Here is a 6,002-nt window from a genome sequence, read left to right on the forward strand (position 1 = left end):
TTTCCTTGTTATCATATTAATTTGTTCTATCATACTATTTTAATATAATTCGTTAAAAAAAGCGACTATCAAAAATAAATGCCTATTCCTAATAATGGATTATAAAATTTAGTCATCCTAACGTTTAACTTTGACTTTATGATAAATTCCATTTATAATAGCAATAATTAAAGTAAGGAGACGTGTGATGAAAAAAACGACATTGTATTTTGGTATAGGTTTTTTACTGATTGGATTATATCTTTTTTTTAATCCTTTAGTTAGTATTGCTTCCATTGCTTGGGTGATTGCTCTTATCATTGCTGCAATGGGATTGATGAATCTACGGACTTATCTCTCCTTAGAAAAGAATGACAGAAATAATTGGTTACTGTTTCAAAGTCTAGTTAAAATCATTATTGGTCTTATCTTATTAACAAGTTCTGCCTTTTCACTCAGCCAAATTGTCATGAGTTTTATTGGACTGGGTCTTTTGATATTAGGTGCCATTAACTTTAAAATTTCAAACCGCTCTAACAGACGAATACTAAACAAAACGAATATAACAGGATCTTCTATTTTTACCTTTTTACTTGGTATTATTTTTCTTTTAAATCCTACTTTTTCAGCAGGAGTTATCGGTTACTTCTTATCACTAGTTTTAATGATTATTGGTGCTATCATACTTGTCATTTATTATCAATCACAGAATTAATATGACTGTTTTATCATAAAAAGCGGTTCTCATGAAGAGAACTCGCTTTTTTATATTTTAAGACTGTTGTGATAACACGCCATCATTCATCTCATAAACTTTATCGCATTTTTCTATCATTCTTTTATCATGGGTAACCATAATAATAGCTTTTTGTCTTTCTTTAGCTTCTTTTGCTAACAAATCAACCACTTCAAAGGCTCGATGACTGTCTAAACTAGCTGTTGGTTCATCCGCTAAAATTAATTGAGGATCGTTATAAAGAGCTCTTGCAATCGCTACTCTTTGACGCTCCCCACCAGATAAGTCCTTGGGAAATTTTTTGATTAGAGCTGAAATTCCTAAATCATCAAACAATTGTTTTTGCTTTTCTTTTTGACTGTTTTTATTAATTTTATCAACCAAATCCAACTGTTTTTCGACTGTTAAAAAAGGAATAAGGTTTGAACTTTGTAAGATAAATCCAATTTCAGAAAAGCGAAGACGCGCCCGTTTTTTTTCTGTTAATTCTTTAAAAGAGTGATTATTGATAATTAAATCGCCCTTAGTTGGCGTTTGTAAACCACCTGCAATAGTTAAAAAAGTACTTTTCCCAGACCCAGATGGCCCGATGAGAGCAACAAATTCACCAGCATCTATTGAAAAATTGGTAGGTTTTAACGCTTGAATAATGGCAGAACCATCTTGAAATTCCTTACTGACATTTTGAAATTTTAATACTGACATATCTATCTCCTAACCTAACATTTTTAAAGGATCAATTTTAATCACAGATCTGACAGAGAAAATAGCCCCCACGACAGCAAATAAAACCATTGCTAAAGCAATCACACCATAGAATAACCAGTTATTCTCAAATGGCACCGAGCTTGGTAATAATAAAGAACTTAAAAAAGTTCCGATAAACCCTAAAAAGGTTCCTAAAAAACTCAATAAGAAAGTTTGGGCTAAAACTGATTTAGAAATATAAAAGTTTGATAATCCTTGAATTTTCATTAATCCAAATATTTGAATTTTTTGAGTGGTTAAAACATACATAAAAATGCCAATCACTATTGAAGAGATGATGATTAAAAAACCAATCATAAAACCAAAGGTTAAATTTTGTGCCTTATAGCCAGGTAAGTTTTCAATAAAATCAGGAATGCTTAATTTTTCTAAGGTGTTTGAATCATAGGAATCAATACCATCCTTACTAACAATAGCATTAGTATAAGCTGTATCATCTGGTAAAGTATCACCATAAACTATTTGTTGAAATTGATCAAAGTCAACATAAACAACCGGAGCAACACTAAAACGTGAACCACTGGTATAGCCAACAATGGTTAATTTTTCATCAGTATCTGCTAACTTTATCTCATCTCCAATTTGATAATCACCATCTTCAGCTAAAGAAATATCAACCACCACTTCATCAGGAGCATTAAACTCTCGTCCTTTTGAGATGGCTGGTACTAAAAATTCATTTGGTTTTACACCAAACAATGATAATTTGACTTTATCGTCTTGACTTGGATTTTCCTTGCTCCACCCCACTGTTGATTTTTGAGCTAAGAGAGCAAGATTTTGACCTTCTACATCTTCAATCGTTTTTGCATCAAATCTTGAAGCCGCTAAATTTTGATTAGCATCGCTTGAAAGCAAGATTGATTTTGCGTCCCATTTATCAACAGCAGATTTATTCTCTTGAATTAAGCCATAAGCTAAAGCTGACAAGAAAAAGACAAGATAGGAAATTAAAAATAGCAATCCTAATATCAAGCTATACCTTAATTTGTTTTGTTTTATCTCTTCTAATGCTAAAAACATGAATTCACCTTATTTCTTTAAATATACTAATATAGTAACTCATTCTGACTAATAATGCTAATACTTTGACTATTCTACAAAAAAAAGAGAGTGTTTAAACTCTCTCTTTTTAACATTAGTACACTAAAAAGTGATTAATGTCCATAATTTCTTTTTTTAATACCATACAAACCAAGGGTTGTCATTGACAATCCAAGTAGAATTAACATGGCATCATTTGAGCTTCCTGTATTAGGTAAAGTATCGTATTTCTTAGCATATGAAACAGACATTTGTTTAGACGAGTCAGATTTTTTATGATCCATAGACATCATTTTTTTATCTTGTTTCTCATCTTTCATTTCCATACCAGGATAACTCATTGGATTAGCAGGATCTGTCATAAGAACAAGCTCAACAAAGTCTGGGAATCCGTCATTATCAGTGTCTAAAGTTGAATCAATAGAGATTAGGCGAGAATTTGGATTGATGACCTCATAATCTTTAAGATTAACTGTTTCAAGATAGTCTCCAAATACAACATCCATAGATGGTCCTTCTTCACGAGCACCACCAAGCATATCATAGCCGTCTCCACCTGCAGCTAAGAAGTCATTCGTTGTGAGGTAATAATCTTTGGCTAAATCAATAGGTTCAATTTCACCAGTTTCAGGATTTAGTACCTCAACATAAAGAATACGAGCGTCTCCTTCAAGATTAGTATCATAATAAATTTTAGCACCTGCTACATGTAAGAAGCCACCACTAGCTCCTAAAAGCGGTTGACCATTTTCATCTCTAATAATTTCTCCTGTTTGAGAATCCTTTTGAACCATAGAGCCTAATGAATGAGCAAACATATCAACAACTTGTTTTCCAGTAACTTTAATTTGAGAAATAAAATTTCCAAACGGAAGGATGGCAATGATGTCACCTTTGGTGATTGGTTGACCTTTTTGAATAGTCGCACGAATACCACCACCATTCATAACAGCCAAGTTACTTGGACGTGAAAAACCAGTCTTACTGTACTCTAAAAGAGAATCAGAAATCAAGTTACCAAGATTCGTTTCACGCACACGGACATTTGCTCTTTCCCCTTGAAGTTCCACAGGACTTGCATCAACAACAACAACTGCATTTACTTTTTCATAGCGTTCCTTAATTTCAGCAACTGATGCTGCCACTTCTGGATCTGCTTCATAGGCTTTACCTTGTTCAGCATTAATAAATGATACTTTCATATCATCTTTTGTCAGAACAATTTTACCAACATTATTTAAATAACTACCCGTTTGAGAATAGATAGTATTGTCACCATAAGTCGCTTCTGCAAGTGTGTGTGAGTGACCATCAATCATTAAAACTCTCTTGTCTTTTAATAATGGATTTTTAGACAAGGCTTCAGCCATTGTGCTTCCTTGCCACTCTTTTTTAGTACTTGCATCAATTCCTAAATGCCCTAAGACAATATAGTTTTTATATGAAACACCTTCTGCTTTAGCACGAGCTTCTATTTCAGCAATGGCATTTTCAACTTCAGAGATAGGGTCTCTAAAGACAACTTTCTCAACATTCTTAGGATGCGTTTTAGTAGCTGTTTCTGGTGTTGTCACACCAATAACTACAAATTCATCGCCTTCGATTGTTTTATCTTTATCAATAATAACCGATGGTTTAAATAATCTAACACCATCAACATAAGTATTGACACTAAGTAATGGGAATTCAAGCATTTTTTCTAATTTGATTGCTTGTTCAAGAGAGAAGTCAAATTCGTGATTTCCGACAGCCATAGCATCAAAACCAATTTGGTTCATTAGCTTAGCCATGTCTTCACCTTTACTACTATTTGAAATAGGCATTCCTTGGAAAGCATCACCAGCATCCAAAACTAATGTCTCACCTTGAGCTCTAGTTTCTTTAACGATGGTTGCTAACTTAGACATCCCAATAACACCTCTATCCTCTTCAATACGGCCATGGATATCGTTAGTGTTAATAATTGTCACTGTACCGTCTGATTCAGGAACAACTGGACTTTCTTGAGCTGTTTGAGGAGCTATTTCTTCAGCAGTTGCTTGTGGTGTTGTTTCTTCACTAATAGGTTCATTAGTTTCATTAGTATCTGGAAGAACTTCCGCTGTCTCAGTTGGTGCTTCTGGTTTGTCTGATTCTGAGTTGACAGTTTGAGGTTCTACCGTTACATTTTCAGCTTGAGGTTGAAGTGCAACAGATGATTCCGGCACTGAACTTTCTACTGGTTCATCTGCATAAACAGTATTGGTTAAGACCGCGGTTGAAACCAATAGAGTTGACAGTGCAGGAATGAGTAAAGTTTTCTTTTTCATAAGTTCCTCCAAATATTTTTTGTTACATTGTCATTATACCTTTTTATGGAAACCATTACAAATAAACTCTTCTCATTTTAAAAAGTTTTTACAATTTTTATTTTAAAGAATAGAAAAAAAGCTAGAATTATTTCAAATTCTAGCTTTTTTCTATTTCATTGAAATTCTTAATTGTTGACATCTAAAAATAGCATCTAAATTTTATTTCTCTTCTTTTTTGCTTTTTTTAGAAGTTATAAACAATACAATACCTAACATCATAGACAATAATGCTTGTGGTAAGAATACTTTATCAGATTCACCAGTTCTAGGTAAAGTATTCTCATTGTTTTCGTAATGTTTAGGTGTTACAGACACTACTTTTTTATAAATGTAAGTTATATTTCCCTTCTCATCAACAATTTTTTCAAGAATTTCATAACCAGGAAGATTACCATCTTCATCAGGAATTAAAGGATTACCATTTGTATCAAGATGAAGCGTATAATTTTCTACTGTTGGAATGAATTTAGCAGTTACTACTGTGCCATTCTTATCAACACGTTTGATCGTGACACCTGTTCCTAGACCAGTAAATCCTTTTTCCGGTATGAAGGTTACTGTACCGTCAGGTGCAACTGTATAGGTCCCTTCTCCGTAAATAGTCATTTCTGTACTACCATCTTCAAAGGTCGCTGGGACATCATCATCCATTGGGACCAGTGGGTCACCTGCCGTAAAGACTGGTTTCCCAACTTGAGGTTCACCATATTTCCCAGTTGATGTTGCATCAACACCAGTAGGTATGACATCTTCAACCATTGGGACAAACTTAGCAGTTACCGCTGTACCATTCTTATCAACACGTTTAACGATAACACCTGTACCTGTGCCTGTGAAGCTTGGCACTGGAGTGAAAGTTACTGTACCGTCTGGTGCAACTGTATAGGTTCCCTCTCCATCGATGGTCATTTCTGTACTACCATCTTCAAAGGTCGCTGGAACAGCATCGTCCATTGGGACTAGTGGGTCACCCGCCGTAAAGACTGGTGTGGCTGTCTGAACTTGGCCTTGTTTTCCTGTAGACGTTGCGTCTTCACCTGTTGGAGTGACTTTTTCTACAGTAGGCGTATACTTAGCAGTCACCTCTGTACCATTCTTATCAACACGTTTAACGGTGACACCTG

The 6,002-nt window shown here is 34.4% G+C and carries 5 protein-coding genes; 1 reads left to right on the plus strand and 4 read right to left on the minus strand.

The window, feature by feature from the left end; translation table 11 throughout:
* Positions 1 to 187: 187 nt before the first annotated feature.
* Positions 188 to 694: an HdeD family acid-resistance protein gene (locus JHK62_RS03115; RefSeq protein WP_199575215.1), complete on the plus strand. Its 507-nt coding sequence runs from the start codon at positions 188 to 190 to the stop codon at positions 692 to 694.
* A 57-nt stretch (positions 695 to 751) separates the two neighbouring features.
* Here the strand turns inward: JHK62_RS03115 and JHK62_RS03120 are convergent, their stop codons facing one another.
* The 4 genes from JHK62_RS03120 to JHK62_RS03135 form a co-directional block, all read right to left on the minus strand.
* Positions 752 to 1,420 carry an ABC transporter ATP-binding protein gene (locus tag JHK62_RS03120; protein WP_199575216.1) on the minus strand — a complete coding sequence of 223 codons (669 nt, stop codon included), beginning with the start codon at positions 1,418 to 1,420 and terminating at the stop codon, positions 752 to 754.
* Between the two features lie 9 nt (positions 1,421 to 1,429).
* Positions 1,430 to 2,506, minus strand: a complete 1,077-nt coding sequence (locus JHK62_RS03125; protein ID WP_199575217.1) for an ABC transporter permease — start codon at positions 2,504 to 2,506, stop codon at positions 1,430 to 1,432.
* 134 nt (positions 2,507 to 2,640) lie between these two features.
* On the minus strand, positions 2,641 to 4,836 hold the full coding sequence (gene nt5e / locus JHK62_RS03130; RefSeq protein ID WP_199575218.1) for a cell surface ecto-5'-nucleotidase Nt5e: 2,196 nt from the start codon (positions 4,834 to 4,836) through the stop codon (positions 2,641 to 2,643).
* Between the two features lie 201 nt (positions 4,837 to 5,037).
* A partial coding sequence (locus JHK62_RS03135) for an LPXTG cell wall anchor domain-containing protein (protein ID WP_199575219.1) occupies positions 5,038 to 6,002 on the minus strand: 965 nt, incomplete at its 5' end.

Source organism: Streptococcus pacificus, assembly GCF_016481305.1.
GTDB classification, from domain to species: Bacteria; Bacillota; Bacilli; order Lactobacillales; family Streptococcaceae; genus Streptococcus; species Streptococcus pacificus.

Coding starts and splice junctions, on each gene's coding strand:
- nt5e (WP_199575218.1), bottom strand. CDS start 4,836: ATGAAAAAGAAAACTTTACTCATTCCTGCACTGTCAACTCTATTGGTT.
- JHK62_RS03125 (WP_199575217.1), bottom strand. CDS start 2,506: ATGTTTTTAGCATTAGAAGAGATAAAACAAAACAAATTAAGGTATAGC.
- JHK62_RS03115 (WP_199575215.1), top strand. CDS start 188: ATGAAAAAAACGACATTGTATTTTGGTATAGGTTTTTTACTGATTGGA.
- JHK62_RS03120 (WP_199575216.1), bottom strand. CDS start 1,420: ATGTCAGTATTAAAATTTCAAAATGTCAGTAAGGAATTTCAAGATGGT.